The sequence below is a fragment of the Modestobacter sp. SYSU DS0657 genome (assembly GCF_054050925.1).
Genome location: NZ_JBJHAG010000009.1, coordinates 24809 through 50783, shown reverse-complemented (window position 1 = coordinate 50783; position 25975 = coordinate 24809). Strand labels below are relative to the sequence as shown.

Here is a 25975-nt window from a genome sequence, read left to right as displayed (position 1 = left end):
GAACGTCGCGTCAGCGCGCGTCGACGACGTCGAAGACGTCCCAGAGGCCGGTAATCTGCAGCGGCCGGACGACGGCGCGGGCGGTGCCGCAGCGCATCCGCAGGGTGCGCCCGGCGGCCAGCGCGGTGCGGTGCGCGGTCGCCAGCACGGACAGCCCGGCGGAGTCGAGGAAGGTGACCCCCGACAGGTCGAGCTCGACGACGTCCAGGCCCGGTCGGGCGAGCACCTCGAGGATGGCGCCGCGCAGACCGGGAGCGGTCGTGGAGTCCACCTCACCGCTCACGGTGACGGTGCACCCGGCGGCGGTGGGGAGGGCGGCGAGGTTCACGGTGACGTCGATCCGGGTCGGGTCGATGTCGACGGGCAGTGCGGTCATGATCGCCTCCGGCGGGGCCCGAGCACGGCCGGCGACGCTGCCGGCCTTGCGGCCGGACCCCAGTGGGGCCCGGTCACGGCTGGTGGTTGAACCGCGTGGCCCTGACGCTAGGGAGCCGATCGGCCGCGCACAAGAGGTCTCCGGCGTGGCGGAACTCGCCACGCCGGGGCGTCCAGGCGCCCGGCCGTCCCCGACGGCTCAGCCCCAGACCTCCTGGGCGGTCTCCACCACCAGCGCCAGCTTGGCGATCTGGTCGTCCCGGGTGAGCGCGTTCCCCTCCACGGTGGAGGAGAACCCGCACTGCGGCGAGAGCGCCAGCTGCTCCAGCGGCACGAAGCGGGCGGCCTCGTCGATGCGCCGCTTGAGGTCGTCCTTGCGCTCCAGCTCCGGTCGCTTGCTGGTGACCAGCCCGAGGACGACGCGCTTGCCGGGCGGCACGAACCGCAGCGGCTCGAACCCACCGGAGCGGTCGTCGTCGTACTCCAGGAAGAAGCCGTCGACGTCCAGCCCGCCGAACAGCGCCTCGGCGACGAAGTCGTAGCCGCCCTCGGCCGCCCAGGAGGAGCGGAAGTTGCCCCGGCACAGGTGGGTGGTGACCGTCAGGCCCGCGGGCCGGTCGGCCAGGGCGGAGTTCATCTGCCGGATGTAGCGCTCGTGCTGGTGCTCGGCGTCCCGCCCCTGGTCGGCCAACTGCGCCCGCTGCGCCGGGTCGTTGAGGTAGGCGAGGCTGGTGTCGTCGAGCTGCAGGTAGGTGCAGCCCTGCGCGGCGACGCCCTGCACCTGCTGGCGGTAGGCGGCCGACAACGCGTCCCAGAAGGCGTCCTCGTCGGGGTAGACGGCCGGGTCGATCGCCGCCGCCCCGCCCCGGTAGTGGACCATCGACGGCGACGGGATGGTCAGCTTCGCCGTCTGGCCGGGCTGCACCTGCGACTGCAGGAACGCGAGGTCGGCGCCGAAGATCGGCTCGTCGATCCGCAGCGGCCCGTCGACCCGCAGCCCGGCGGGCGCCCAGTCGATGCTCCCGTCGGCGTTGCGGAAGTGGACCTTGGCCCCGGAGCCCTCGACCTTGCTGATGCCGTCGATCGCGTAGATGAAGTCCATGTGCCACGTCGTGCGGCGGAACTCGCCGTCGGTGGCGGTGGCCAGGCCCACGTCGGCCTGCAACCGGACGGCGTCGGCGATGGCGGCGTCCTCGATGCCGCGCAGCTCGGCGGCGTCGATCTCCCCGGCGGCGTGCCGGGCGCGGGCCTCGAGCAGCGACGGCGGGCGGAGCAGGCTGCCGACGTGGTCGGCGCGGAACGGCGGGCCGGAGAGGTCGGGCATGCCCTCAGCATGCCCGTGCCCCCCGGCGCCCGCCCACGCGGCCCCCGCAGCGGGGGATACTGGCGGCATGTCGAAGCGCACCGTCGTCGCCGGGGCCGTGTGGCTGGTGCTCACCGTGCTGGCGTTCCTCACCGACCCGCTCCTCGGTGCCGTGGTGCTCATCTTCGGCGCCATCGGGGTGGTGATGGTCCAGCTGGCCAGCACCTGGAACCAGCACCCCGACTTCGAGGCCCGCGAGCAGGTCCGCGCCGAGCGCCGCAAGGCCAAGTGGGAGGCGAACGCACCCGCGCGCGAACGGGACCGGCAGCGCTACGAGGCGCACAAGGCGCGGCAGGCCGAGAAGGCCCGGCAGCGCGCCGAGCGCTGACCCCGGACCGCCCGTCGGAAAGTCGTTCGACGCACGGGCACGCGACCCCTACGGTCCTCGGCATGGGCACCTCCTTCCTGCGGCTGCGGACCTCCGCCTGAGCTGATCCGCCCGCGGGCGCTGCCGTGCAGCCCCGCCGGCCGCCGGTCCCTACCGACCGGCCGCACCGCGCTCCCCCGTTCCCCGGCCTGCCCGCCGGACGTCGCGGGCTGCCCTCTGCTCCCTCCCGGAGGCCTCCATGTCACGACCCACCCCTGCCCCCGCAGGCGCCGCCGCCGAGGCGCGCGCCCAGCTGCCCGAGGACGCGCACGCCGGCTTCGACCGCCTGGTGCACGCCGTTCTCGCCTCCCCCGGCAACGGCCGGCAGCCCGCCCTGGGCGCGGCCCTGCGCAGCCAGCTGCCCGGCACCGCCGGCGTCCGCTGGCTGCACGCCGAGGGGCTGTCCCCGACCGCGCGGGCCTCGGCGCTGACCGCGGCGCACTGGCTGTCCCTGCACGCGGCCTGGCTGGCGCACGAGCGGGCGCCGCGCGGCGGCGGACGGCCGCCCGCGTCGTCCGGCCGGGCGGACAGCCGGCACGGGCACGCGCCCGGCGCCCAGGCCGCACCGCGCTGGTTCTAGCGGCCGGCCGGGGGCCGTCTGGGCGCCGCCTCCCTGTTGATCATCGGCAACTGGCTGCCCGACACGCCGGTCGGCGCGACCGGATGCCGATGATCAACAGGCAGAGGGGGCGGGCGCAGTTGTCAGCCGAGGGCGTCCTCGGCCGCCAGCTCGGCGGCCCGCCCCGGGTGCGCGAACGCCTCGGTGAGCGCGGCCCGCAGCGGCCACGCGCCGGCGCGCCAGGCCAGCGCCCGGCCGAGCGCCGCGGGGGTGCCGTCGACCGCGTCCGGCTCGCCCGGCCACCAGGGCACCGTGCGCCCGCCGGTGACGGCGACCTCCGCGTGCACCGCCACCTGCCCGGTCAGCTCGGCCACGCCGAGCCGGGCGGCGGCCAGCCCGGCGCCGGGCACCTCGGCCCAGGGCAGCGTCCGCACCGGCCGGCTGGTCACCCGTCCCCGCCCGGCGATCTCCGAGGCCAGCGGGAGGTCGAGCAGGTCGGCCACCGCCTCCGGCGCTCCCCCGGCCGGCACGAGCGCACGATCGACCAGTGGCTGTAACCACGGCGCGTCGAGCACGACGGCCTCCTCGCTGACCTGCTGCGGACCCACCCGCACCCGCTCCGGCGGGTCGACGTCCACGCCGTCCAGCGCCGCCGCGAGCTGTGCGTACACCGTCCGCAGCAGGGCGGGGACGACGGTGCGCCGAGGGTCGCCGAGCCGCTCGAGCAGGTCCAGCGCGTCGTCGACGTCGGCCAGCAGGTCGGCCACGGTGCGGGGTGGGGCGAGGAGCGCCAGCACTTCGGCGGGGAGCTCCCGGACCGGTTCGTACAGTCCCTGTAACTCGACGGCCGCCGGATGCCGCAGCCGGTCGGGCCGCTGGCCGTCGAGCACCGGCGACGTCCGCAGCCACCAGCGCAGGTAGCCGGGGACGACGACGCCGCCGAGCTGGACGTCGGCGTGCGCCTCGGCCGGGACCGCGGTCAGCAGCGGCAGCGCGCGGGGCCAGTCGCGGACCAGCTCGAGGTCCCGGACGGCGGTCAGCGTCGGCCAGTCCGGCGGCGGGGAGTCGGCGGGCAGCCGGTCGAGCACCGCGTCGGCCCACTCCTCGGCGCGGTCGACGTCGAGGTCGTCGGGGTGCTCGGCGCGGACGGTGGCGAACCCGTCGAGCACCCCGACGGCGACCAGTGCCGCCCGGTCGTGCCGGCGGGCGAACCCCCGGTCCAGGGTGCCCAGCGCACCGCGTTCGAGGACGCCGGCCAGCGGCGAGCCGGGAAGCACCAACTCCCCGGCCGGCGCCCAGCCGCCGTCATCGTCGGGCAGCGCAAGCTCGGCCAGCTCCGGGTGCTCCTCCGGGCCGGCGGCGACGACCAGGGAGAGCACGGCGTCGGCCAGCGGCGCGACGTCCTCGCCGTCGTCGGCGCGGTCCAGCGAGCTCTGCACCGCCGCGGCGACCGCCGGGTCGGCGAGCACCGCGGCCGCGGTGGCCGGCCGCGCACCGAGGCGTTCCAGCACCTGCGCGGCCCGCCCGGCGACGGCGCTCGGATCGGCGATCCGCAGCCCCAGCGGGGTGAGGCGTGCGGTCGGCAGCTCGGGACCCGGCAGCAGCACCCCGGCCGCTGACTGCGCGGTGCGGCCGTCGGCGAGCGGCACCGGCAGCGCGGCGAGCTCCTCCCGGTCGGCGTCGGGCAGCGCGGTGTACAGCGCAGCCCACCACTCCCCCGGCCGCTGGACGCCGCGCACCGCCTCGACCACCTCGGCCAGGCCGGCGCGGCGCACGCCCAGCGCGGCAAGGACCGGACCGTCGACCCGCCGGGACCAGCCGGCCGGCAGCAGGCCGGGCAGCACGCCGGCCAGCGCCGCGACCCGCTCGGGCGTCGGGTCGTCGAGGGCGACGGCCCGGTCCGGCCGCAGCGGCGGCTCCTCGGGGTCGGCGGCCGGCAGCCAGGCGGTGCGGGTCAGCCGGTCGAGGACCGCCCGGCAGAGGGCGGCATCCAGCTCGGTGGCGGCCAGCGATGCCCTCGGCACCAGCCGCAGCAGCACCGGGTCGCCGGGGAGCTCGGTGATCAGGTCGGCGTAGGCGTCGGCGAGCACGGTGACGAGTGCGTCGGTGAGCGGACCGGGGGCGACGTGCCGGCGGTCGGGGTCGAGCGGGAACGGCGCGATCAACCGGGCGGGCAGCGACAGCGGCTCGTCGCTGGGGGTAGGCGCGTGCAGCACCTGGGGGCCGGCCAGCGGGGCGGGGGCGCCGTCGTCGTCCAGCGGCACGGCGCAGGTGACGGTGTAGCCGCGGCGGTCGCGCTCCTCCACCGGGCGGTCGGTGAAGAGCTCGGCGGGCAGCTCGCCGGTGCGCGAGACCACCGCCCAGGTGGTGCGCGCCTCGCCGTCCGCGAGCACCACCCTCGCTTTCGGCGCCGAAAGCGAACGGAGCGTGCGGACGTCGCCGTCGACGACCACCTCGACCTCGGCGAGGGCGGGCAGGCTGAGCAGCAGGCTGGCGTCGAGGTCGCGCAGCGCGGCGCGGACGGTGTCGGCTGCGCCTGGGCGCAGCGGGAGGACGACGGCGGTGGCGAAGCCGTCGGGCACCTCGCCGGATGCGTCGAACGGCAGCCGCAGGATCGGGACGGCGCCGCCGCGGCGGTCCAGCTCGGCGGCGAGCTCCGGGACGGCGGCGACCGTGTCCCGGGTGGCGGCGGCGCTGAACCGCACCGACCGGTCGGTGGAGAGCACGGCGGGCTCGTCGCTGACCGCGAGCACCGCGGCGAAGCCGACACCGAACCGGCCGACGCCCGAGCCGTCCCGCTTGGCGGAGGCGCGCAGGCTGGCCAGCGCCTGGACGCCGGCGTCGTCCAGCGGAGTACCGGTGTTCGCGGCGGTGAGCACGTCGTCGGCGAGGGTCAGTCGCAGGCGGCCGGGAACGCCGGCTCGGGGGGCGGCGTCGGCGGCGTTCTGCGCGAGCTCGACCAGCAGCCGGTCCCGGTAGCCGCCGCGGACCAGGTCCTCCTCGGCGTTGGCGTCCTCCCGAAACCGGGCTGGGGAGTCGGTCCAGGCAGCGAGGACCCGCCGCCGCAGCTCAGCAGGCTCGGGCACCCGGCGAGCATCCCACTCAGGGACACGTCGCCGGGCGGACGCCGACGGAGCTGCCCTACGCGCCCGTCAGACGAGCATGCCCGGGAACAGGGTGAACGCCCCGGTGACCGGAGTTCGGGCGCAAGTCCTCCGCTACTCGAGGAGCGGCCCGATGAGGATTTCGGTGCCGTCGGGGCGCCAGGTGCGCCATCGGTCGTCGGGATCTCGTTCGATCCGGAACCCGTGGTGGACCTTGGTGTGCGAAAGGACCGCCCCTCCCCACGACTCGCACGCTCGCCGCGGGCCCCTGGGGATGGCCGAGTGGTGGACGTCGCACCACCAGGTCGGGGCGCCGCAGCCGGCGAAGACGCAGCTCTTGTCGCGGCGCTCCACTGCCTTACGCAGACTGGGGGTGACCACCCGGTGGTCGCGCCCGAGGTCCAGCGGGGTGCCGTCGGGGCCCATCACGATCCGGGAGACGCTGGCGTCGCAGGCGATCCACCGGGCCCGGGCCGCAGAGATCACCGCCCCGAAGCCGGTCGTGGCGGCGCCGGGACCGGTGGCGGGGTCGACCACGTCCTCCAGGTCGACGCCCAGCACCACGTGCGGCTTCACTGTCCGCAGCGTCGGCAGCTGACCCGCGGCGAGCTGGTTGTCGCACAGCTGCACCAGCGCATCGGCGTTCTGCTGCGCGCGGGTGCGGGTGTCGCCCTTGGGGCGGTTGGCCTGCACGATCGACTCGACCGCTGCCTGCAGCTTCTCCCCACCCACCGCATCCAGGTCGAACCGGCCGGTGACGCTGCCATCAGCGTGCTCGGCGATCGTCAGCCGCCGGCCCTCGGTCGGGTCAGGCTCCGGCCCGTCCGGGTCGAGGGCCTCTTCGAACGCGCGCACCGCCACACCGAGCGAGGCATGCGGCGCCTCCCGCGCAACGTCCGCCCACGCGGAGTCGAACGCGGCCAGGTCGGTCCCCTGCTCCGCGGCCTGCGCGCGCTCCTGCTCCCCCACCGCGCTCGCCACGACGTCGACCTGCGCGCCGGTGATCGACCCGTCCGCGAACCCCTCGGCCATCGCCGGGAAGTGCTCCAGCGCCCGCCCGGCCCGCACCGCCCGACCGGCCTCGCCGGCGGACAGTCGCTGGTGCCCGATCAGCCACGACCGCATCGACGCCAGGCCGTCACGCTCCGCGGCCTGCGCGAGCTCGCAGGCCCGCACCGTGCGAGCCAGCTCCGCCGCCGCCCGGTTCTGCAGCCGCACCAGCTCGCCGACCCGGTCGAGCAGCTCACCGTCACCGAACGCGTGCAGGTCGTCGGCTGCGAGCGCGTCGAGAGCGGACTGCAACTTGCTCACCGCCACCTCCCGACGTGTTCGAGCATGCGTACGAATCGCATCGGGATTCGCGCCGCTCCGCAAGGTGAATCCCCAGGTCAACTGCCCAATCCGGCCTTCCGCTGACCGGGCTGGCCACGTTCACCAGCACGCCGCCCCCGGTAACGTCCGAGGGATGAGAACAGCGACGACGACGGCGGTGGTGACCGGCGGCGCCCGCGGGCTGGGTGCGGCGATCGCGACCCGGCTGCGCGCCGACGGGCATGCGGTGGCGGTGCTCGACGTGGTCGCGCCGGACGACCCGGAGCTGGCCGCCGCCTGGACCGAGTGCGACGTCACCGAGCCCGACCAGCTCGAGGCGGCGATGACCGCGATTGCCGGGCAGCACGGCGGCATCGACGTCCTGGTCAACAACGCCGGTCTGATCTCCCCGCGACGTCCCTACACCGAGAGCTCCAAGGAGGAGCTGCTGCGCTTCCTGACCGTGAACGCGGTCGGCTACGCGCTGGCCACCCAGGCGGCCCACCCGTGGCTGGTGGCCGGCGAGCGTGGGTGCGTGGTCAACGTCGCCTCGCGCACGTTCTTCACCGGCGGCCCCGGGCAGCTGGCCTACGTCGCCAGCAAGGGCGCCGTGCTCGGGATGACCCGGGTGCTGGCCCGCGAGCTCGGCGAGCACGGCGTCACCGTCAACGCCGTGATGCCCGGGCAGGTCGCCACCCCGGGCACCGAGCAGTACAACTCCGAGGACGACTTCGACCGGACCATGGCTCAGCAGGCGATCCGCCGTCGGGTGCAGCCCGACGACCTCGCCGGCCTCGTCTCGTTCCTCGCCGGCCCCGACGCCCGGATGATCACCGGGCAGACCATCGTGTGCGACGGCGGCGGCCTGCTGCACTGACGCCGGCGGTCCCGGCCGGGACAGCTCGGCGGGCAACCGCAGGGCGCGGCCAGCCCGACACGTCGCCGGCGTCCGGTTCACCGGCGGTCTGCGGACACCCCCAGACGGGGCGAGCCTCAGGGGCGGTGGGGAACGGGGGTCGGGGCCGCGCCGGTGGCCGGCGCGGCCCGACGATCACACGTACTGCCGGACGACGATCGTCGCGACGCAGGCCGGCTTGGTGCCGCCCTCGACCTCGAAGGTCAGCGTGGTCTGCATCTGCACGCCGCCGGGGACGTCGGTGACCTGGTCGACGTGGGCGCGGGCGCGGAGCTTGCTGCCCACCGGCACCGGGGAGGGGAAGCGGACCTTCTCGGTGCCGTAGTTGACGCCCATCGAGAAGCCGGTGATGTTCATCAGCTGCGGCAGGAACTGCGGGGTGAGCGACAGGGTCAGGTAGCCGTGCGCGATGGGCCCGCCGAAGGGGCTCTCCTTCTTCGCCCGCTCCGGGTCGACGTGGATCCACTGGTGGTCGCCGGTGGCGTCGGCGAAGGTGTTGACCATCTCCTGGGTGATCTCCACCCAGTCGCTGGTGCCCAGGTCCTTGCCGGCCAGGCTCTTGACGCCCTCGATGCCGTCGACGGTGATGGGGTTGCTCATGGGTCTCTCCTCGGGTCGGGGGTGGATCAGGGGGTGGGCGTGTCCGTGCCGGTGGCGACGGAGCTGGCCCACCGCAGGTCTGCCTTGCCCGACGGGCTGCGCCGCAACTCGTCGACGACGACGAGCTCGCGCGGGCGCTTGTGGTCGGCCAGCCGCTCGCCGACGTAGGCGCGGGCCTCGGCCTCGGTGAGCTCCGCGCCGGGGTGCAGGGCGACGACGGCGACGATCCGGGAGCCCCAGCGCTCGTCGGGTGCGCCCACGACCATCGCGTCGCGGACCGCCGGGTGGGTGAGCAGCAGCTGCTCGACCTCCTCGGCGAACACCTTCTCCCCGCCGGTGTTGATCACCCGGCTGCCGCGGCCGTGGAAGACCACGGTGCCGTCGGCGTCCAGGCTGGCCATGTCACCGGGGACGACCCAGCGCTTCCCGCCGATCTCGCGGAAGGTGGCCGCGGTCGCGGCGTCGTCGCCCTGGTAGCGGATGTGCTCGTCGACGGGCGCGGCCAGCAGGCCGACCTGGCCGGAGCCGGGTTCGACGTCGCGCCCCTGCTCGTCGATGATCCGCGCGCCGGGGACCAGCCGGAAGCGCGCGGTCTCGGTCGGCTCGCCGCGCCGGGTCTCGATGACCGCGTACGGGCCGCCCTCGGAGGAGGCGACCAGGTCGCGGCACACGAGGTCGGCGTGGTGCAGGAGCCGCTCCTTGACGTCGGCGCTCCAGGTCACGCCGACGCTGATGATCCGGCGCAGGCTGGACAGGTCGTAGGGGCGGCCCTCGGCCTCGGCCCGGTCGAGCGCCTCGGCCAGCGGCCGGGCGAACACGTCGCCGACGATGGAGACGGTGTCCACTCGCTCGCGCTCGACGGTGGCGGCCAGCTCGTCGGGGTCGTAGGACCGCGAAGCCAGGTAGACCACCCGGCCACCGGCGAGCAGGGCACCGAAGGTGGTGTACATGCCGGTGGCGTGCATCAGCGGCGGTGCGGGCAGGCAGACCATCGCGTCGCGGTCGAGCCCGAGCCGCTCGAGGGTGGCCCGCAGCTCGTCGAGGCTCTGCGGGAACGGCTCGCCCAGCAGCAGGAACCCGTTGGCGCAGACGGTGTTGTACAGCCCCGAGTGGCGGGAGAGGACGCCCTTGGGGCGCCCGGTGGTGCCGCCGGTGTACATCAGCCAGTGGTCGTTGCCGCGTTCCTGCCGCGGCGCCGGCTCGGCCGCGGCCAGCGCCGCGTCGTAGTCGGCGGCCCAGTCCGGCACCTCGTCGCCGCCCACCTGGACCAGTGCGCGCAGCCGGGGCAGGTCCGGTCGGGCCTCGGCCATGCGCTCGGTCAGGGCGGCGTCGAAAACCACCGCCTCGGCCTGCGCGTCGTCCAGCAGTCCGACGATCTCCTCGCGCCGGTAGCGGTAGTTCACGTTCAGCGGCACCGCGCGCAGCTTGAGCACCGCGTAGACGCTCTCGATGTACTCGATGCCGTTGTAGAGCGCGATCGCCACCCGCGACTCGGGGCCGACGCCCTGCGCGGCGAGGTGGCCGGCGAGCCGGGCGGCGCGCTCCTCCAGCTCGGCCCAGGTGCGGGTGCGCTCGGCGTGGCTGACCGCCAGCCGGTCGGGGCGGACGTCACCGACGGTCTCCAGGATCGTCGCGAAGCTCTCGTTCACGACCGCTCCCCGCCCGAGCCCGGACGCAGCCCGAACAGCCGGGCGGCGTTCTCCTTGAGGATCTTCGGGCGCACCGTCTCCTTGATCGAGAGGGCGTCGAAGTCCTTCATCCAGCGCTCGGGGGTGATCACCGGGAAGTCCGAACCGAAGAGCACCTTGTCCTGCAGCAGCGAGTTGGCGTACTGCACCAGCTGGGGCGGGAAGTACTTCGGCGACCAGCCGGAGAGGTCGATGTGCACCCGCGGCTTGTGGGTGGCCACGGCCAGCGCCTCGTCCTGCCAGGGGAACGAGGGGTGGGCCAGGATGATGTCCAGGTCCGGGAAGTCGACCGCGACGTCGTCGACGTCCATCGGGTTGGCGTACTTGAGCCGGATCCCGCCGCCGCCCCGGGTGCCGGCGCCCACCCCGGTCTGCCCGGTGTGGAACAGGGCCACCAGACCTGCCTCGGCGATCACCTCGTACAGCGGGTAGGCCATGCGGTCGTTCGGGAAGAACCCCTGCGCCTGGGGGTGGAACTTGAAGCCGCGCACGCCGTGCTGCTCGATGAGCCGGCGCGCCTGGCGCACCCCGGCGGCGCCCCGGGCGGGGTCGATGCTGGCGAACGGGATGAGGACGTCGGCGTGCTCGGCGGCGAGCTCGGCGACCTCCTCGTTGGCCGGCACCGGGTCGTCCCCGGTCCGGGACCAGTCGTCGACCCCGAAGACGACGGCGGCCATCGAGCGCTCGCGGTACTCGGCCGCGAGCTCGGGCACCGTGTAGGTGCGCATGCCGCCGTGGCCGAAGTACTCGCCCAGCGCCTCGATGCCCTCCTCCCCCTCCGCGGTGTGCGCCGCGCCGCGGGCGGAGCGGTGCACGTGGGTGTGCACGTCGATGGCGACCAGCGCATCGACGTCCAGAGCGGGCGTGCTGCCGGCGACGTTGCCGGTCATGCGGTCACTTCCCTTCCGGCGCGCCAGGGACGGTGTCGGGCTTGAACGGCTGCAGGTGCGGCTGGAAGGCGGTCGGGAACGCCTCGGCGATCGCGTCGGCGCTCCAGCCACCCGGGCGGCTCTCGACGGCGACCTCCGTGGGGTGGGACCAGATCGCGATCCGGTCACCGCCGACGCCGATGGCCTGGCCGGTGACGCCGGCGGCCTCGTCGGAGGCGAGGAAGACCACCAGCGGGGCGACGTCGTCGGCGGTGCCGAGACCGGAGGCGCGGACGTCGGCGGGGATCGGCTCGCCCTTGTCCGCCTTCTCGACCAGCTCGGCCATGCCCGGGATGGTCGCGACCATCCGGGTCAGCGCGACCGGGATGACGGCGTTGACGGTCGAGCCGCTGCGCTCGAGCTCGGCGGCCCAGGTGCGCACCAGGCCCACGATGCCGGCCTTGGAGGCGGTGTAGCCGGTCTGGCCGAAGCTGGCGCGCTGCCCGGCCGGGGAGCCGATGAGGATGAGCCGGCCGTTGCCACCCTGCTCCTTGAACTGCCGCGCCGCGGCGCGGCCGCAGGTGAAGGTGCCGCGCAGGTGGGTCTCGACGACGACGTCGAAGTCGGCGTCCTCCATCTTCAGCAGCGAGCGGTCGCGCAGCACGCCGGCGTTGGTGACCATCACGTCGAGCCGGCCGAACTCGCGGACCGCGGTCGCCACGATCGCGTCGGCGGCCTCGGTCGAGCCGATGGCCGAGTGCTCGGCGACCGCCCGGCCACCGGCGGCGCGGATGGCCTCGGCGGTCTGCTCGGCGAGCTCGGCGTCGAGGTCGTTGACCACCACCGCGGCCCCCGCGGCGGCGAGCGCCCGGGCGTAGGCCTGACCGAGCCCGCGGCCCGCTCCGGTGACGACGGCGACCTTGCCGTGCAGCTGCATGGGAGTCCTCTCGTTGCGGTCGGCCAACGGCGGGAGGTGCGCGTCGAGCCCCCTCGCGCCGGTTCGGACGTTATTCACTTTCGTGGCGGACGTCAACGCTCGTGCCCAGTAACAGGAGGGCTCCGGTGCGGTCGGATCCAGTGGCCCGGCGCGCCCGGCCGCCCGGGGCGCCCGGTCACTAGTGTGTGGCCCATGCCACTCGACGAGGAGTCGGCCCGCACGCCGGGCGCGCCGGCCGGAACGCTCGCCCGACCCGGCGACGGGGAGACGTTCGAGTCGCTCGCCCCGGCCACCGGCGCGGTGGTGGGCGTCTTCCCGGTCCACGACGCCGCCGCCGGCGGCGCCTCGGTGCCGGCCCAGCCCTTCGGCGGCGTCGGGGAGAGCGGCTTCGGCCGGGTCCACGGCGCGGACGGGCTGCGGGAGTTCACCCGGGCCAAGGCGGTCACCCGCGAGCGGGCCCCGCTCCCGGTGGACTTCATGAGCTCCGGCCGCCCGGCCGGCGCCACTGAGCCCATCTCCTCGCTTTCCGCGCCGAAAGCGGTCAGGTGGCCGCCGCCGCGGCGGTGAAGCGGGCGGCCACCTCGCGCAGCGTGTCCCGCAGCTCCGGCGGGGAGACGACGGTGAACGGCGCCCCGGCCAGGCCCAGCGCCGTCGCCGCCCAGCCGAGGTCGTCGACGTCCATCCGCACCCGGCAGGCGTCCGGGCCGTCGTCCTCCGCGGTCACCCAGCGGCCGATCCGGCGGCGCACGTCCTCGGCCGGCGCCTGCACCCGCGCCTCGACCCGGTGCGACCAGGCCAGCCCGCCGACCCGCTCGCGCACGAAGGTGGCGGCGTCGGCGGCCGGCAGCCGGCGTGCGGCGAACCGCGCGCCGGTCCCGCGGGGCGCGGTCAACCGGTCCAGCCGGAACACCCGCCAGTCGGCGCGGTCGAGGTCCCAGGCGGCCAGGTACCAGCGCCGGCCGAGGGAGACCAGCCGGAGGGGCTCGGCGGTCCGGTCGCTGCGCTGCCCGTCGGCGGCCGTGTAGCCGAACGCGATGCGCTCGGCGTCCCGGCACGCGAGGGCCACCGTGGTCAGCACCGCGGGTCCACGCCGTCGGCCGTGCCCGGCGCCTCCCAGGCAGCGGCCTCGGTCATCGCCCGGACGGCGTCCACCCGGCGGCGCAGCCGGGCCGGCATGACCTGCACCAGCTTGGCCAGGGCACGCAGCGAGGACTCCCCCACCCCGGTCACGGTCGTGGCCGCCGCCGCGGACAGCCCGACGGCGAGGGCCACCGCCTCGTCGTCGTCCAGCACCAGCGGCGGCAGGGCCGCGCCGGGGGCGAGCGCGTACCCGCCGTCGGCCCCGCGGGAGGCGTCGACCGGGTAGCCGATCTCGCGCAGCCGGTCGACGTCGCGGCGCAGCGTGCGGACCGAGACGCCGAGCCGCTCGGCGAGGTCGGCCCCGGACCAGTGCCGGCGCGACTGGAGCAGCGACAGCAGGCGCAGGGTCCGGGTGCTGGTGACGGCCACGTCGCGGAGCCTGCCGCACCCAAGTGACAGGAACTGACCGCTTGCGTCGCGAGCATCGTGCCAGCACCCCGACGACGGAAGGCACCGGCCATGACCAGCACCCCCACCACCAGCATCCCGGCCCTCACCGCCGAGCGCGCCGATCTGCTGCAGACGCTGCAGGTCCACCGCGGCTTCCTCCGGTTCACCGTGCGCGGTCTCACCGACGAGCAGGCCACCGGCCGGCCGACGGTGAGCGAGCTGACCCTGGCCGGTCTGGTGAAGCACGTCGCGCACACCGAGGCCGCCTGGACGGCGTTCGCCGAGCACGGCCCGGACGCCTTCGGCAGCGCGGCGGGGGACGCCGAGGAGTGGACCGCGGAGTGGCGGCTCGCCCCGGGCGAGACGCTGGCGGACGTGCTGGCCGACTACGCGGACATCGCCCGGCGGACCGACGGGCTCGTGGCCACGCTCGACCTGGACACCACCTGGCCGCTGCCGGAGGCGCCCTGGTTCGAGCCCGGCGCGGTCCGCTCGGTGCGGCGCACCTTCCTGCACGTCATCGCCGAGACGGCGCAGCACGCCGGGCACGCGGACGTCCTCCGCGAGTCGATCGACGGCCAGAAGACGATGGGCTGACCGGGACGACTCTGGGCATGGGGAGAACATGAGCTTCTCCGACGTCCTCATCGGCTCACCCGCGTCCGCCGGCTGGGCGGCCCTCAAGGCCGCCCTGCTCTTCCTGACCGCCCTCGCCGTGCTGCGGTTCAGCGAGCGCCGCACCGTCGGCCAGATGACGCCCTACGACTTCGTGGTGGCGGTGGCGGTCGGCGCCATCGTCGGCCGCACGGCCACCTCGTCGGAGACGCCATGGCTGACCGGCGCCGTGGCGCTGCTCACCCTTGCCGTGGTGCACACCGCGGTCAGCCGGATGCGCTTCCTCCCCTGGGTGCACCAGGCGATCGACCCGCAGGTCCGGGTGCTGGTCCGCGACGGCGAGGTCGACCAGAAGGTGCTGCGCCAGGCAGGTCTGCTGCGGGCCGACCTGGACAGCGCGCTGCGCCAGCAGGGCATCGCCGACGTCAGCGAGGTGCACCTGGCGGTCTTCGAGTCCAAGGGCGGCATCTCCGTGCTGAGCTCCCCCGCCCGGAACAGCGAGACCTCCACCGAGCCGGCCTGACGCCCCTCGATGTGACCAGTGCCTCCCCGGGCCACACCCGGGGAGGCGCCGGGTCTGGCAGAGTGGGGGGCACCGGCGCCGCCCCCGCTCATCCGAGAGCGAGTGGACTCGACGTCGGCGCGAGGCTGCGCCACCGAGGCGCGCCGGCGACCAGACGTCCGGTCCCGTCGATGCGACGCGGCTCCCCCGTGGTGCCCCGCACCGGGTGGACGAACGGTGGCCACCTGAGTGTTGAGGAACTCGATGACCTCCAGCCCTGCCCACGACGAGCGCCCGCGCCGTCGCGCCACCCGCCCCGCCACCGCACCCACGGGCACCGCCCCCACCGGGACGGCCGCCACTCCCGCCTTCCGCAGCGCCCCCACCGCGCCGGCCGCGCCCGCCGCCCCGTCCCGCCCGGAGAGCGACGGCGGCAACCGCCGCCGCCGCGGTGGCCGCGGCCGCGGCGCCGGTCCCCGCCCGGCCGAGCAGCAGTCGGCCCCGGTCGCCCCGGCGCCCGTCGCCCCCGTCCTCCCGGTCGGGGCCGACGCCACCGTGCTCCCCACCGATGCCTCCTGGGCCGACCTCGGCGTCCCCGCGCCGCTGGTCGAGGTGCTCACCGCCAGCGGGCTGACCTCACCGTTCCCGATCCAGGTCGCCACGCTGCCCGACTCGCTGGCCGGCCGGGACGTGCTCGGCCGCGGCCGCACCGGCTCGGGCAAGACACTGGCCTTCTCCCTCCCGCTGGTCGCGCGGCTCGCCGCCTCGACCAGCAAGCGCCAGCCCAAGCGTCCGCGCGCGCTGATCCTGGTGCCGACCCGGGAGCTCGCCAACCAGGTCAACGCGACCGTCGATCCGCTGGCCCGCGCGCTGGGCCTGAAGACCACCGTGGTCTTCGGCGGCGTCGGCCAGAACCCCCAGGTGCAGGCGCTGGCCGGGGGCATCGACGTGCTCATCGCCTGCCCCGGCCGGCTGGAGGACCTGATCGGTCAGGGCCACGCCGACCTCGGCGCGGTCGAGGTCACCATCCTCGACGAGGCCGACCACATGGCCGACCTGGGCTTCCTGCCCGGCGTCAAGCGCCTGCTGGACCGGACGCCGAAGGTCGGCCAGCGGCTGCTGTTCTCCGCCACCCTGGACAACGGCGTCGACGTGCTGGTCAAGCGCTACCTGACCAACCCGACCACCCACTCGGTCGACCCGGCGGTCGCCCCCGTCTCGACCATGACCCACCACGTCTTCCGGGTCGATCCGCTGGACAAGAACCAGATCGTGAAGGAGCTCGCCTCCGGCGAGGGCCGCAGCGTGCTGTTCACCCGCACCAAGCACCAGGCGAAGAAGCTGGCCAAGCAGCTCACCGCCGCCGGGGTGCCGGCCGTCGACCTGCAGGGCAACCTGAGCCAGAACGCCCGCGAGCGGAACCTCGAGGCGTTCAGCACCGGGGAGATCCGGGTGCTGTGCGCCACGGACATCGCCGCCCGCGGCATCCACGTCGACGACGTCTCGATCGTCGTGCACGTCGACCCCCCGGCCGAGCACAAGGCCTACCTGCACCGCTCGGGCCGCACCGCCCGCGCCGGCGCCGGCGGCACGGTGGTCACCATCGCCACCCCCGACCAGGCGGGTGAGGTCCGCACCCTGGCCCGCCAGGCCGGCATCACCCCGGAGGTCACGGCGATCAAGCCGGGCGCCCGGGAGATCACGGCGCTGACCGGGCCGGCTGCGCCCTACGTCGAGCCGGCCCCGGCTCCCGAGCCGCAGCCGCAGGGCAGCGGCGGCGGTCGTCGTCGGCGCGGTGGCGGCGGGGGTGGCGCGTCCGCGGGCTCGTCCTCCGGCGGCTCCGGCCGAGGCGGCCAGGCCCGGTCCGCCGGCCCGGCGCGCACGCGGGCCGAGCTCGCCGCCCGCGCGGGCCAGGCGCCGTCGGGCGCCGGCCGCGGCCGCGGCCGTTCGGGTCGCTGACCCCGAGCTGAGCCCCCCGGGCCGGGTGGTGGTCGTCCCCGCGGACGACCACCACCGGCCCGTGCTCGTCCCCCACCCCGGTCCCGGTCGCGGTGCGGCTCGCGGACGGCGACGATGATGTTGAGCACTGCAGCATCCCCGTCGCCAGTGAGGTCCCCATGCGCCTGCCCATCACCCCCGCCGAGATCGCACCCCGCATCGCGACCGGGGCGTTCATCCTCAACTCCGGCCTGGGCAAGCGCAGCGTCGACGGCGGCACCGCGGCCGGGCTGCAGGGCTTCGCCGCCGGCGCCTACCCCTTCCTCAAGAACGTGCAGCCCGCCACGTTCGCCAAGGCGCTGTCCACCACCGAGATCGTCCTCGGGGCCGCGCTGCTCACCCCGTTCGTCCCGACCGCCGTCGCGGGTGCCGCGCTGACCGGCTTCTCCGGTGGCCTGGTCGGGCTGTACCTGCGCACCCCCGGCATGACCAAGCCCGGCCGCAGCGTCGCCCCCACGCAGGACGGGCTGACGATCGCCAAGGACGTGTGGATGCTCGGCATCGGCCTCGGCCTGCTGACCCAGGCGTTCACCGGCCGGTCCGAGCGGGCAGCCACCCGGCGCACCGCCCGCCGCGCCACCGGCAAGGCAGCGCACAAGGGCAGCCGGAAGGCCGGCCGGAAGGGCGCGCGGCTGGCGGCGGCGGAGAACCGGGCCCTGGCGCGGGCCGCCGCGACCGCCGGTGCCGTGAGCGCCCGGGCGCGCGACGCCGTCGCTGCCTAGCGGGAGACCTCCCGGACGAGGTCGGCCAGCACCCCGGCGACCTCGTCCGGGTGGGTGTGCGGGGTCATGTGCGCCGCCCCCGGCAGCTCCACCAGCCGGCCGTGCGGTGCGGCCCCGGCCAGCAGCTCCGCCCAGTCGTGCGGGCACAGCGCGTCGGCGTCCCCCCGCAGGACGACGACGGGCACCGGCACCCGGCGCAGCCGATCGTCGAGCCGCTCCCCCGACGTCGCCCGCCACACGGCGGTCATCCGGACCGGCCCGGTGGTCAGCCACTGGAGGAGCAGCAGCGGCACCTGCCACCAGGGCTCGTGGACGGCGGTGCCCACCCACCGGGCGGCGAGCACCCGCAGCCGCCGCGTCCGCGGGTCGGGCGTCGGGCCCAGCAGCAGCACCCCGGCCACCCGCGGGTCCTGCTCGGCGACCGCGATGACGACGGCGCAGCTCTGCGAGTGGCCGACGAGGACGACGCGCCCCGCCGGCAGCTGCTCGGCGAGCTGCGCGGTGAGCACGGGTGCAGGCGGTACCGTTTCCCGCCGGCCCAGGCCGGGCAGGTGCACGACGGCCCCGCCGATGCGGCCGCGCACCCGCGCCGAGGACCGACGGTCCAGTCCCAGCCCCGGGACCCACACCACACCGGCTCGCGGAACACCCGGGACACCTCCGCTGCTCATCCTGGTGAGCCCTTGGATGCCCCGGCAGGGGCACCCCGGCGTGGGGTGCCGACCGGCAGCAGCAGCGCAGTGGGAGGATGAGTCATCATGACGACATCAGGAGGCAGTGTGACCACCGCAACCCCGTCCACCGGACAACGACCTCGCGTCGTCATCGTCGGGTCCGGGTTCGGCGGTCTCTTCGCCGCCCAGCGCCTGAAGAAGGCGCCCGTCGACGTCACGCTCATCGGGAAGACCACGCACCACCTCTTCCAGCCGCTGCTCTACCAGGTCGCCACCGGCATCCTCTCCGAGGGCGAGATCGCCCCGCCCACCCGGGAGATCCTGAAGAAGCAGGACAACGCCCGCGTGGTGCTCGGTGAGGTCACCGACATCGACCTGACGGCGAAGACGGTCACCTCGACGGTGCTCGGCCGCACCACGGTGCACCCGTACGACGAGCTCATCGTCGCCGCCGGCGCCGGCCAGTCCTACTTCGGCAACGACCAGTTCGCCGAGTTCGCCCCCGGCATGAAGAGCATCGACGACGCCCTGGAGCTGCGCGGCCGGATCTTCGGCGCCTTCGAGCTGGCCGAGCTGGCCACCGACCCGGCCGAGATCGACCGGCTGCTGACTTTCGTCGTCGTCGGCGCCGGCCCGACCGGCGTGGAGATGGCCGGCCAGATCGCCGAGCTCGCCCGCCGCACCCTGCGGCACGACTTCCGCCGGATCGACCCCACCAGCGCGCGGGTCATCCTGCTCGACGCCGCGCCCAAGGTGCTGCCCCCCTTCGTCGACAAGCTCAGCCAGAAGGCGCACAAGCAGCTCAACGAGATCGGCGTCGAGGTCCAGCTGGGCGCGATGGTCACCAACGTCGACGCCGACGGCATCGTGGTCAAGGACGGCGACGGGCACGAGCGCCGGATCAACGCGGCCACCAAGATCTGGGCCGCCGGCGTGCAGGCGAGCCCGCTGGGCAAGCTGCTCGGCGAGCAGTCCGGAGCCGAGGTCGACCGGGCCGGCCGCATCTCGGTGCAGCCGGACCTGACCCTGCCCGGGCATCCCGAGGTGCACGTGGTCGGCGACATGATCTCGCTCAACCGCCTGCCCGGCGTGGCGCAGGTCGCCATCCAGGGTGGCCGGTTCGCGGCCGACGCCGTCGCCGCGCGGGTCGCCGGCCGGCCGACGAAGCCGGAGTTCCACTACTTCGACAAGGGCAGCATGGCGACCATCTCGCGGTTCCACGCGGTCGCCGACACCTGGAAGTTCAAGTTCGGTGGCTTCCCCGCCTGGGTGCTGTGGCTGGTCGTGCACCTGATGTACCAGGTGGGCTTCAAGAACCGGTTCAGCACGGTCGTGCACTGGCTGGTCAGCTTCCTCGGCCGCGGCCGCTCCCAGCGGGTGGGCACCCAGCAGCAGGTCTACGGCCGGCTGGCGCTGGAGCACCTCGGTCCGGACTTCGAGGTTTCCAAGACCGGTGGCAAGCGCCACCTGGGTGAGCCGGTCGACATCGCCGGGCGCGACTCCGCCTGACGGGCCGCACCTGAACACCATCGCCTGAGCACCACCGCCCGACCGACGCCGGCCCGGTCCCCGCTGCTGCGGGGCCGGGCCGGCGCGGTGTCCGGGCTCAGAAGGGGTAGGCCGGCAGGTCGCCGCGCAGGGTCACCCACTGGGTCTCGGTGAACGCCTCGATGTTGGCCTGCGGCCCCCCGTGCCGGGAGCCGGTGCCCGAGGCGCCTACCCCGCCGAAGGGGGCCACTGCCTCGTCGTTCACGGTCTGGTCGTTGATGTGCACCAGCCCGGAGGGGATCCGCTCGGCCAGCTGCAGGCCGGCGTAGACGTCGCGGGTCAGGATGCCCAGGCTCAGCCCGTACTCCGTGCCCGCCGCCAGCGCCGCCACCTCGTCCAGCGAGGAGAACGACGTCACCGGCGCCACCGGCCCGAAGATCTCCTCCTGGTACGCCGGGGAGTCGACCGGCACGCCGCCGAGCACGGTCGGGCGGTAGAACAGGCCCTCGTAGGTACCGCCGGTGCGCACCGTGGCGCCGCTGTCGACGCTGGCGGTGACCAGCCCGTGCACCCGGTCGCGCTGGGTCGCGTCGATCAGCGGGCCGAGCGCGACCTGCTCGCGGAAGGTGTCGCCCACCGGGAGGTCCTTCACCTTGTCGGCGAGCACCTGGGTGTACTCCTCGGCGATCGACTCGTGCACCAGGTGCCGGCTGGTCGCCATGCAGATCTGCCCGGAGTGGGAGAACGTGCCCCAGGCGCCGACCGAGGCGGCCGCGGTCACGTCGACGTCGGGCAGCACGATGAGCGCGGAGTTGCCACCGAGCTCCAGGTGCGCGCGCTTGAGGTGCTGACCGGCCAGCGCCCCCACTGCCCGCCCGGCCTTGGTCGAGCCGGTGAAGGCGATCACCCGCACGGTCGGGTCGGTGACCAGCGCCTGACCGACGTCGGCCCCGCCGGGCAGCACCTGGAACACCCCCGCGGGCAGGCCGGCCTCCTCGAACACCCGCGCGAAGACGGCGCCGCCGCAGATGGCGGTGCGCGGGTCGGGCTTGAGGAGCACCGCGTTGCCCAGGGCCAGCGCCGGCGCGATGGCCCGGATGGCGAGGATCGTCGGCACGTTGAACGGCGCGATCACCCCGACCACACCGGCCGGCACGCGACGGGCGAAGGACAACCGGGGCGACCCGGTGCGCAGCAGCTCACCGTAGGGGTGGCTGGGCAGGGCGGAGGCCTCGTAGCACTCCTGGGCGGTGGTGTGCACCTGGAAGTCACCGAAGGGCTGGATGGCGCCGGACTCCCGGGCCAGCCACTCCTTGATCTCCGCGGCGTGCTCGGTGAGCAGGTCACCGGCCCGGCGCAGCACGGCGGCCCGCTGCTCGAACGGCAGCGCCGCCCACTCCCGCTGGGCCTGCGCCGCGCGGGCGCCGGCCTTCTCCACGTCGGCCGGCGTGGCCTGGCCGACCTCACCGAGCTCCGCGCCGGTGGCCGGCTCGACCGCGGTGTAGGTGCCCCCGCTGCCGTCGGTCCACGTCCCGGTCCAGATCTTGCCGCGCCACGCGCCGTCCTCGAGCAGTGCCATGGGAGTCCTCGTCTCGTCGATGAGCAGTCGGAACGGTTCTGCCACCCGGCTCCACCGCCGTCCACCGCGACCTTCCGTTCTGCGGAAGATCGGGTGGGCGGCGGGCCGGTGACCGTCCACACCGTAGGACGACTCCCGTCTCCGGGTGACGCGGCGAGCGTGCCCCCTTGCCGTGGCCGCCCCCGTGGTCGACAGTCCCCCGTCATGGACGGCGGAACGGTGCTGCGCGGGCGACCCGTCCGGGTGGTCCTGCTGGCCGCGCTGTTCCTGGTGGGCGGCGCGTTCTGCCTGGCCGCGGCGGCCCGGCCGCTGTCGCCCGGGGCGCCGACGACGCTGAACGCGGTGCTGGGCGTCACCGGTGTCCTGCTCGGGTCGGTGCTGTGGATCGCCGCCGCCCGGGTCGGCGTCGTGGTGGTGCACGCCGCCCTCGTCGTTCTGGCCGCGGCCACCGGGCTGCTGGCCTGGCGGTCGGCGACCGCCGTCGGGATCGTCGGCCTGGGGCCGATGGTCATCGCGCTGGGGTCCTACGCGGCGCACTTCACCTCGCTGCGCGCGGCCCGCGCCCACGTGCTCACCGCGCTGGCGCTGGTGACCGCGGGTGCGGTGGCGGCGGCTCCGGTCGGGTTCGCCGTGCCGTGGCTGATCGCGGTGGTCACCGCCCTGGCGCTCACCGAGTCGCAGGCCCAGCTCAGCGGACGGCTGCGGGCGATCGCCTCCACCGACCCGCTCACCGGCCTGGCCAACCGCCGCGCCTGGCAGGCCGAGGCCGCCCGCACGCTGGCGCGGGCGCACCGCACCGGGTCGCCGCTGACGCTCGCGGTGCTCGACCTGGACGGCTTCAAGGAGATCAACGACCGGGACGGTCACGACGCCGGGGATGCGTTGCTGCGCCGGCTCGCGCACGCCTGGTCCGGCCGGCTGCGGACGTCGGACCTGCTGGGCCGGTACGGCGGCGACGAGTTCGTGCTGTGCCTGCCCGACACCGACCCGGCCGGCGCCGCGGAGATCCTCCAGCGCCTGCGGGCCTGCGCGGTGGCGGACTGGTCGGCGGGGACGGCGACCCGGGAGGACGGCGACTCGCTCACCGCGCTGCTGAACCGGGCCGATGCCGCCCTGTACCTGGAGAAGCGCGCCCGCCGCACACCCGAGCCCGACGTCCGCTGAACCCGCGCCGCGTCAGCCCCCGCCGTCGTCCCCGCGCAGCTGGGTCACCCGGTCGCGGGCCCGTTCCGCGATGGTCGCGGCGGTGGCCGCCCGGCGGGCCGCCGCGTCCCGGCGGCGCACCCGGTCGGGCACGGTGCGGCCCGCGGCGGCGGCCTCCTGCTCGGCGCGGTGCAGAGCGGCGGTGAGCTCCTCGACCCGCGCCTGCAGCTGCTCGTGGCGCTCGGTGGCCTCGGTCAGCTCCCGTTCGGCGTCGTCCGCGGCCGTGGCGGCGTCCCGGGCGACCGCCGCAGCCTCCTCGGCGTCGCGCTCGGCCTGGACCAGTTCGCGGCGCCGGCGCTCGGCCCCCTCCCGGCGGGCCCGCTCCCGGGCGTCCCGGTCGTGGTCGGCGGGGGCAGGCACCCGCGGGCCGCGCGGCGGCCGGGCCGGGGCCGGCCGCCCCGGTGCGGCGATCGCGGTGGAGAGGTCGACCGGGCCCAGGCCGGTGTAGGACAGCGCCGCGGTCAGCCGGCCGCCCCGCAGCGCGGCGCCGGCGTCCGGGTCGGCGATCGCCGCGCGCAGGGTCGCCTCGACCTGCTCGGCGACGGCGGTGCTGACGTCGTGGCCCTCCCGGTGCGCGAGAGCCCGCGCCTGCCGGGCCAGCGCGGCCACCACCTCGTTCCGCTGGCGGCCGAGCTCGCGCAGCTGGTCACCGGCGAGGCTCTCCTGCGCCGACCGCAGCAACTCGCCCAGCTCGGCCAGCTGGCCGACCTCGTCGGGCGCGCGGCGGGCGAGCAGGTTGCAGACCCAGGCGGCGGTGGTCGGCTTGGGCAGCGCGGCGACGTCCTTGGCCAGTTGCCGGTCACCGGCGGCGCGGGCCCGGTCGCGGGCGGCGGTGCGGGCAGCCACGAACTCCTCCGGCGGCACGCCGTAGAGCTCGTCGGCGACGTCGGCGAGCTCCACGGGCGTGATCCTGCCGGGTCAGGGGCGGCGCCAGTCGTCGGAGGTCAGGTGCGAGCCGGCCATCGGCCCCATCTGCATCATCCCGCCGTCGACCGCCCACGAGGCACCGGTGACGTAGGCCGCCGCCGGCGAGGCGAGGAAGGCGACGGTGGCCGCGACCTCCCGGGCGTCGCCGGGCCGCGGGACGGGGATGCCGCCGCGGTGCTTGCCCGGCGCGGTCGGGTCCTCGTCCTCCTGCCCGGTCATCGGGGTGGCGATCTCACCCGGGGCGACGGCGTTGACGGTGATCCCGTGCTCGCCGAGCTCGAGCGCCGCGACCTTGGTGAGCAGGCCCAACCCGCCCTTGGCCGCGCAGTAGGCGGCGGCGCCGACCCGCGGGAGGTGCTCGTGCACGCTGGTGATGTTGACGATCCGGCCGCCGCGGCCGGCGTCGACCATCCGGCGGGCCGCCCGCTGCAGGCAGAGGAACGCGCCGTCCAGGTCGGTGGCGAGCACGGTGCGCCAGGTGTCGTAGTCGGTGTCCAGGATCGTCGACATGTGGCCGGTGCCGGCGTCGTTGACCAGCACGTCGAGCCCGCCGAGGGCGTCGGCCAGCTCGTCGACGACGCCCGCTGCGCCGGGCAGCCGGGTCAGGTCCAGGTGCCGCACCTCGGCCCGCCGGCCGGTGCGGCGCACCTGCTCGGCGGTCTCCTCCCCCGCCGCCTCGTCCCGGTACCAGGTGATCCCGACGTCGTGGCCGGACTCGGCGAGGGCGACGGCGACCGCCCGGCCGATGCCCGACTCCGCCCCGGTGACGACGGCGATGCGCTGCTGACTGGTCGACTGCTGGCTCTCGGTCATGCCCGCCCGCTACCCGCCGACCACCCGCAGGAAGCAGACCGGCGCGACGAGGTCGCGCTGCGCGCCGGTGAGGCTCGGGAGGTGGTCCGCGGGAACGGGCGGCGCTCCGTGGTGACCGTGCCCGGCGCCGCCCGGGCCACCGCCCTGCGGAACACGCTGGCCACCCGGCAGCGCAGCTGACCGGGTCGTGCCGACCATGTCGGTCTCGTGACCTCTCCGGCCGGCGGCGGGTGCTCCGGCCGGCCGCGGGGTAGGCGGCGCGCATGAAGGTCGCCCGCCCCCTGCTCATCGCCCTGGCGGTGCTGGTCGGCGCCAGTGGCTGCGTCGCCGTCGACACCCGCCCGGGCGCCACCGGCTCCGCCCCGTCGCCGGAGTCCGCCCCGGCCGACGACACCTCGGCTCCCGCGGAGCAGCGGATGGCCCGCGAGATCTTCGACCGGGTGAACGCCGAGCGCGCGGAGCGCGGGCTGGAGCCGGTGACGTGGAACGACGCCCTGGCCGACGTGGCCCGGAACTGGAGCGAGGAGATGGCCGACAACGACACCCTCGAGCACCAGGACATCAGGGAGGTGCTCCAGCGCGAGGAGCTGTCCGGCTTCGTCTCGATCGGCGAGAACATCTTCCAGTCCACCGGCCCGGTGCCGGCCGGCACGATCCACACCGGGTGGATGCGCTCGGACGACCACCGGGTCAACGTGCTCAACCCGGGGTGGGACCGGCTGGGTGTGGGCGTCTTCTGCGCTCCCGACGGCGGCGTGTGGGCCACCCAGGAGTTCGGCCGGACGACCGGCGCCGACCGCCCCGCCGTAGCCTCGACCACCCCGCCGGCCGAGCCGATCGCCCGGCCGGAGGACGACGGACCCAGCTGCGGATGAGCAGTTCCACCGCCTCGGCCCGCGACCGCCTGCACCGGCTGCTGGACAGCGGACGTCGGCGCACCGCCCGCGCCCGCGAGCGGCTTCCCCGGCCGGTCGTCCGCTTCGGCCGCTGGCTGCGCAGCCCGGAGCTGTCCACGGTCAGTGCCAGCCTGGCCTTCTACGCGATGATCTCCCTGCCACCGATGGTGCTCATCGCGTTCTGGGTCGCCGGGGTGTTCGTCTCCGACGAGACGTTGCAGGGACTGGGCAGCGAGGTCGACGGGCAGACGCCCCAGCAGCTGCCGGTCGGGGACGTGCTGCGCGAGCTGATCGACATCGCCAGCCAGGTCGGGGTGTTCGCCGTCGTCGGCGCCGTCTGGCCGGCCACCGCGTACGGAGCGGCGCTGGCGCGGGCGTTCAGTCGGGTGGCGCCGGAGTCCCAGCGGCGGATCCAGGGCTGGCGCGGCCGGCTGCTGGCGCTGGCGATCATCGCGGCGCTCCCCGTCGTGGTGTTCGGCGCGCTCGCCGCCCTGTACCTGGTGCCCCGGCTGCTGGGCTCGGGCTGGTGGCTGACGGCGCTGCTCGGCGCCGGCGCCTTCGCCGTGCTGACCGCGGTCATCGGGTTGGTCTTCGCGCTCTACCGACTCCGCGACGCCCACTGGTCCGACCTAGCGATCGGGGCGCTGACCGCCTCCGGGCTGGTGGCGGTCGGCACCGCCGGCTACCTCGTCTACCTGGAGTTCTTCGCCGACTTCTCGCAGCGGTACGGCAGCAGCTGGCTCGCCACCGCCGTGCTGCTCGGGCTCTGGCTGCTGCTGGGCAACGCGGTGCTGCTGGTCGGCTACCGGGTGATGCTGCGCCGGGCACTGCGCCGCCAGAACAGCCACGACTGACCGCGTCGCCGTCGTTCGCTCAGGGCGTTGCCCACTCGCGCCCGATCAGGCGTTCACTGGTGCCCGTAACCGCGTAATCAGCGGA

The 25975-nt window shown here is 75.4% G+C and carries 26 protein-coding genes; 12 read left to right on the top strand and 14 right to left on the bottom strand.

Annotated features, from left to right (window positions below; genetic code table 11):
- Window positions 1–10: 10 nt before the first annotated feature.
- Both ACI79A_RS07940 and ACI79A_RS07935 read right to left on the bottom strand, forming a co-directional pair.
- Complete coding sequence (locus ACI79A_RS07940; RefSeq protein ID WP_457081749.1) at window positions 11–376, bottom strand: STAS domain-containing protein; 366 nt, start codon at window positions 374–376, stop codon at window positions 11–13.
- Window positions 377–574: 198 nt separating this feature from the next.
- Entirely contained in the window at window positions 575–1699 is a 1125-nt protein-coding gene (locus tag ACI79A_RS07935) for a 5-methyltetrahydropteroyltriglutamate--homocysteine S-methyltransferase (RefSeq protein WP_457081747.1), read from the bottom strand.
- Between the two features lie 67 nt (window positions 1700–1766).
- Here ACI79A_RS07935 and ACI79A_RS07930 point away from each other — a divergent pair, with 67 nt between their 5' ends.
- Together ACI79A_RS07930 and ACI79A_RS07925 are read left to right on the top strand one after the other, a co-directional pair.
- The gene (locus tag ACI79A_RS07930) at window positions 1767–2066 is read left to right on the top strand and encodes a hypothetical protein (protein ID WP_457081745.1); all 300 of its coding nucleotides are present in this window, start codon (window positions 1767–1769) and stop codon (window positions 2064–2066) included.
- A 238-nt stretch (window positions 2067–2304) separates the two neighbouring features.
- On the top strand, window positions 2305–2685 hold the full coding sequence (locus ACI79A_RS07925; RefSeq protein WP_457081743.1) for a hypothetical protein: 381 nt from the start codon (window positions 2305–2307) through the stop codon (window positions 2683–2685).
- Window positions 2686–2807: 122 nt separating this feature from the next.
- On the opposite strand, the gene ACI79A_RS07920 is transcribed toward ACI79A_RS07925, so the two are convergent.
- Together ACI79A_RS07920 and ACI79A_RS07915 are read right to left on the bottom strand one after the other, a co-directional pair.
- Window positions 2808–5750, bottom strand: coding sequence for a sacsin N-terminal ATP-binding-like domain-containing protein (locus tag ACI79A_RS07920; protein WP_457081741.1), 2943 nt, complete (start codon window positions 5748–5750; stop codon window positions 2808–2810).
- Between the two features lie 132 nt (window positions 5751–5882).
- Window positions 5883–7079 (bottom strand): DUF222 domain-containing protein, encoded by a 1197-nt coding sequence (locus ACI79A_RS07915; RefSeq protein ID WP_457081739.1) that lies wholly within the window; start codon window positions 7077–7079, stop codon window positions 5883–5885.
- A 154-nt stretch (window positions 7080–7233) separates the two neighbouring features.
- Between ACI79A_RS07915 and ACI79A_RS07910 the strand changes: the two genes are divergently transcribed.
- Window positions 7234–7956 carry an SDR family NAD(P)-dependent oxidoreductase gene (locus tag ACI79A_RS07910; protein WP_457081737.1) on the top strand — a complete coding sequence of 241 codons (723 nt, stop codon included), beginning with the start codon at window positions 7234–7236 and terminating at the stop codon, window positions 7954–7956.
- A gap of 174 nt (window positions 7957–8130) precedes the next feature.
- Here ACI79A_RS07910 and ACI79A_RS07905 read toward each other — a convergent pair whose 3' ends face one another.
- From ACI79A_RS07905 to ACI79A_RS07890, 4 genes are read right to left on the bottom strand one after another with little or no spacing between them, the layout of a single operon-like run.
- A complete protein-coding gene (locus ACI79A_RS07905; protein ID WP_457081735.1) occupies window positions 8131–8595 on the bottom strand; it encodes a MaoC family dehydratase in 465 nt (154 codons plus the stop codon).
- Between the two features lie 26 nt (window positions 8596–8621).
- Complete coding sequence (locus ACI79A_RS07900) at window positions 8622–10244, bottom strand: AMP-binding protein (RefSeq protein ID WP_457081733.1); 1623 nt, start codon at window positions 10242–10244, stop codon at window positions 8622–8624.
- Window positions 10241–11173, bottom strand: a complete 933-nt coding sequence (locus tag ACI79A_RS07895; protein ID WP_457081731.1) for an amidohydrolase family protein — start codon at window positions 11171–11173, stop codon at window positions 10241–10243. The genes ACI79A_RS07900 and ACI79A_RS07895 overlap by 4 nt, the downstream gene beginning before the upstream one ends.
- A gap of 4 nt (window positions 11174–11177) precedes the next feature.
- The gene (locus ACI79A_RS07890) at window positions 11178–12089 is read right to left on the bottom strand and encodes an SDR family NAD(P)-dependent oxidoreductase (protein WP_457081729.1); all 912 of its coding nucleotides are present in this window, start codon (window positions 12087–12089) and stop codon (window positions 11178–11180) included.
- A gap of 192 nt (window positions 12090–12281) precedes the next feature.
- Here ACI79A_RS07890 and ACI79A_RS07885 point away from each other — a divergent pair, with 192 nt between their 5' ends.
- A complete protein-coding gene (locus ACI79A_RS07885; protein WP_457081727.1) occupies window positions 12282–12656 on the top strand; it encodes an aldehyde dehydrogenase family protein in 375 nt (124 codons plus the stop codon).
- Here the strand turns inward: ACI79A_RS07885 and ACI79A_RS07880 are convergent.
- Together ACI79A_RS07880 and ACI79A_RS07875 are read right to left on the bottom strand one after the other, a co-directional pair.
- Complete coding sequence (locus tag ACI79A_RS07880) at window positions 12631–13167, bottom strand: helix-turn-helix transcriptional regulator (protein ID WP_457081725.1); 537 nt, start codon at window positions 13165–13167, stop codon at window positions 12631–12633. The two genes, ACI79A_RS07885 and ACI79A_RS07880, sit on opposite strands and share 26 nt — an antisense overlap.
- The gene (locus ACI79A_RS07875) at window positions 13161–13598 is read right to left on the bottom strand and encodes a helix-turn-helix transcriptional regulator (RefSeq protein ID WP_457081723.1); all 438 of its coding nucleotides are present in this window, start codon (window positions 13596–13598) and stop codon (window positions 13161–13163) included. Before ACI79A_RS07875 ends, ACI79A_RS07880 begins: the two co-directional genes overlap by 7 nt.
- A 90-nt stretch (window positions 13599–13688) precedes the next feature.
- On the opposite strand from ACI79A_RS07875, the gene ACI79A_RS07870 reads away from it, so the two are divergent.
- The 4 genes from ACI79A_RS07870 to ACI79A_RS07855 all read left to right on the top strand — a co-directional run bounded on the left by ACI79A_RS07870 (window position 13689) and on the right by ACI79A_RS07855 (window position 17456).
- Window positions 13689–14216, top strand: a complete 528-nt coding sequence (locus ACI79A_RS07870; protein WP_457081721.1) for a DinB family protein — start codon at window positions 13689–13691, stop codon at window positions 14214–14216.
- Between the two features lie 28 nt (window positions 14217–14244).
- Window positions 14245–14757 carry a DUF421 domain-containing protein gene (locus ACI79A_RS07865; protein ID WP_457081719.1) on the top strand — a complete coding sequence of 171 codons (513 nt, stop codon included), beginning with the start codon at window positions 14245–14247 and terminating at the stop codon, window positions 14755–14757.
- A 243-nt stretch (window positions 14758–15000) separates the two neighbouring features.
- Window positions 15001–16695 carry a DEAD/DEAH box helicase gene (locus ACI79A_RS07860; protein ID WP_457081717.1) on the top strand — a complete coding sequence of 565 codons (1695 nt, stop codon included), beginning with the start codon at window positions 15001–15003 and terminating at the stop codon, window positions 16693–16695.
- Window positions 16696–16853: 158 nt separating this feature from the next.
- Window positions 16854–17456, top strand: coding sequence for a hypothetical protein (locus ACI79A_RS07855; RefSeq protein ID WP_457081715.1), 603 nt, complete (start codon window positions 16854–16856; stop codon window positions 17454–17456).
- Here the strand turns inward: ACI79A_RS07855 and ACI79A_RS07850 are convergent.
- Window positions 17453–18127 (bottom strand): alpha/beta fold hydrolase, encoded by a 675-nt coding sequence (locus ACI79A_RS07850; protein ID WP_457081713.1) that lies wholly within the window; start codon window positions 18125–18127, stop codon window positions 17453–17455. The genes ACI79A_RS07855 and ACI79A_RS07850 overlap by 4 nt on opposite strands.
- Window positions 18128–18235: 108 nt before the next feature.
- Here ACI79A_RS07850 and ACI79A_RS07845 point away from each other — a divergent pair, with 108 nt between their 5' ends.
- Window positions 18236–19639 (top strand): NAD(P)/FAD-dependent oxidoreductase, encoded by a 1404-nt coding sequence (locus ACI79A_RS07845; protein WP_457081711.1) that lies wholly within the window; start codon window positions 18236–18238, stop codon window positions 19637–19639.
- Window positions 19640–19736: 97 nt separating this feature from the next.
- On the opposite strand, the gene ACI79A_RS07840 is transcribed toward ACI79A_RS07845, so the two are convergent.
- A complete protein-coding gene (locus ACI79A_RS07840) occupies window positions 19737–21197 on the bottom strand; it encodes a benzaldehyde dehydrogenase (RefSeq protein WP_457081708.1) in 1461 nt (486 codons plus the stop codon).
- Window positions 21198–21401: 204 nt separating this feature from the next.
- Between ACI79A_RS07840 and ACI79A_RS07835 the strand changes: the two genes are divergently transcribed.
- Window positions 21402–22361, top strand: coding sequence for a diguanylate cyclase (locus tag ACI79A_RS07835; protein ID WP_457081706.1), 960 nt, complete (start codon window positions 21402–21404; stop codon window positions 22359–22361).
- Window positions 22362–22373: 12 nt separating this feature from the next.
- On the opposite strand, the gene ACI79A_RS07830 is transcribed toward ACI79A_RS07835, so the two are convergent.
- Entirely contained in the window at window positions 22374–23300 is a 927-nt protein-coding gene (locus tag ACI79A_RS07830; RefSeq protein WP_457081704.1) for a hypothetical protein, read from the bottom strand.
- Between the two features lie 18 nt (window positions 23301–23318).
- Window positions 23319–24140, bottom strand: a complete 822-nt coding sequence (locus ACI79A_RS07825) for an SDR family oxidoreductase (RefSeq protein WP_457081702.1) — start codon at window positions 24138–24140, stop codon at window positions 23319–23321.
- Between the two features lie 263 nt (window positions 24141–24403).
- Between ACI79A_RS07825 and ACI79A_RS07820 the strand changes: the two genes are divergently transcribed.
- Together ACI79A_RS07820 and ACI79A_RS07815 are read left to right on the top strand one after the other, a co-directional pair.
- Complete coding sequence (locus ACI79A_RS07820) at window positions 24404–25015, top strand: CAP domain-containing protein (RefSeq protein ID WP_457081700.1); 612 nt, start codon at window positions 24404–24406, stop codon at window positions 25013–25015.
- Window positions 25012–25890 carry a YihY/virulence factor BrkB family protein gene (locus ACI79A_RS07815; protein WP_457081698.1) on the top strand — a complete coding sequence of 293 codons (879 nt, stop codon included), beginning with the start codon at window positions 25012–25014 and terminating at the stop codon, window positions 25888–25890. Before ACI79A_RS07820 ends, ACI79A_RS07815 begins: the two co-directional genes overlap by 4 nt.
- Window positions 25891–25975 lie beyond the last annotated feature (85 nt).